Source organism: Oleiphilus sp. HI0043, from assembly GCF_001634935.1.
Genome location: NZ_LWEY01001539.1, coordinates 1 through 971, shown reverse-complemented (window position 1 = coordinate 971; position 971 = coordinate 1). Strand labels below are relative to the sequence as shown.

Here is a 971-nt window from a genome sequence, read left to right as displayed (position 1 = left end):
CCAAACGGTGTACCGGATAGACCCACTGATCAATCTGGTTTCGCAATATTTTCATAGCATAGCTAGTTTCATGCTTGTCGATGGGACTTTTGTGTACCAGTAAACCTGCAGGTTTTTGTATAGCAATTAGGAACTTATCTTGGAAGATAATGGATAATTGCTCAGTAGCTTGTGTATCGGGCATTTGCATAACGATTGTTCTATAAAAAGAAATCAGTTTTCTGAAAGGCCATATTCTAGCACTGTACTGGATTCGTTGGGTGAAGTTGGTAGTATCTCCGTTTCTATAACAAATACATTAATACACAAGTAATGGAAGAACGAATGAGTACGTTTAATTTAAGGTTTGNTATCAGCAGGTTATTTGTCGTTATAGTCACTTGCTTAACAGTTGTTGCTTGTAGTGAAAATGGTAAAGATCAAGAAAACCCTGAAGCAGCAATGGCCGCAATGCCGCCACCTCCTGTGACCGTTGCAGAGGTAATACAGGGCGAGGTTAGTGACTGGAAGGAGTATACAGGTCGTCTAGAAGCTTCAGACAGTATTGTCGTCATGCCGCGCACTTCTGGTTACATACTATCGGTAGGCTTTGAAGATGGAGCTTATGTCAAGAAGGGTGACTTGCTATTTCAGGTAGATTATCGAACGGTGCGTGCAGAAGTTCAGCGCCTGGAAGCGGAAGTTAAACGCAATGTAGCGGAAATAGAATTATCTAAACGTGATTTAAAACGAGCAGAAAGTTTACGTAAGAAAAGCGCGATTTCTCAAGAGCAGCTCGATAACAGTCGCACCCGCTTAACTCAAGCTATTGCCGCAGTAGAAAGTGCGAAGGCAGACTTGAAACGAACTAAAGTCCTCGATGCAATCACCACCGTAAAAGCTGAGTTTGATGGCCAGGTTTCTAATGCCCGTGTGAAAAAAGGGAGCTCGGTCATTGCAGGTAGCACAGTGCTGACTACCTTGGTTTCTAC

General features: G+C 42.9%; 1 protein-coding gene and 1 pseudogene. One reads left to right on the top strand and one right to left on the bottom strand.

Features of this window, described 5'->3' with window-relative positions:
* Positions 1–190 (bottom strand): annotated as a pseudogene (locus A3729_RS34120) (pseudouridylate synthase); the annotation flags it as partial.
* Between the two features lie 134 nt (positions 191–324).
* Between A3729_RS34120 and A3729_RS23035 the strand changes: the two are divergent.
* Positions 325–971 (top strand): efflux RND transporter periplasmic adaptor subunit (locus A3729_RS23035; RefSeq protein ID WP_197475996.1); only part of this gene is annotated, 647 nt, incomplete at its 3' end.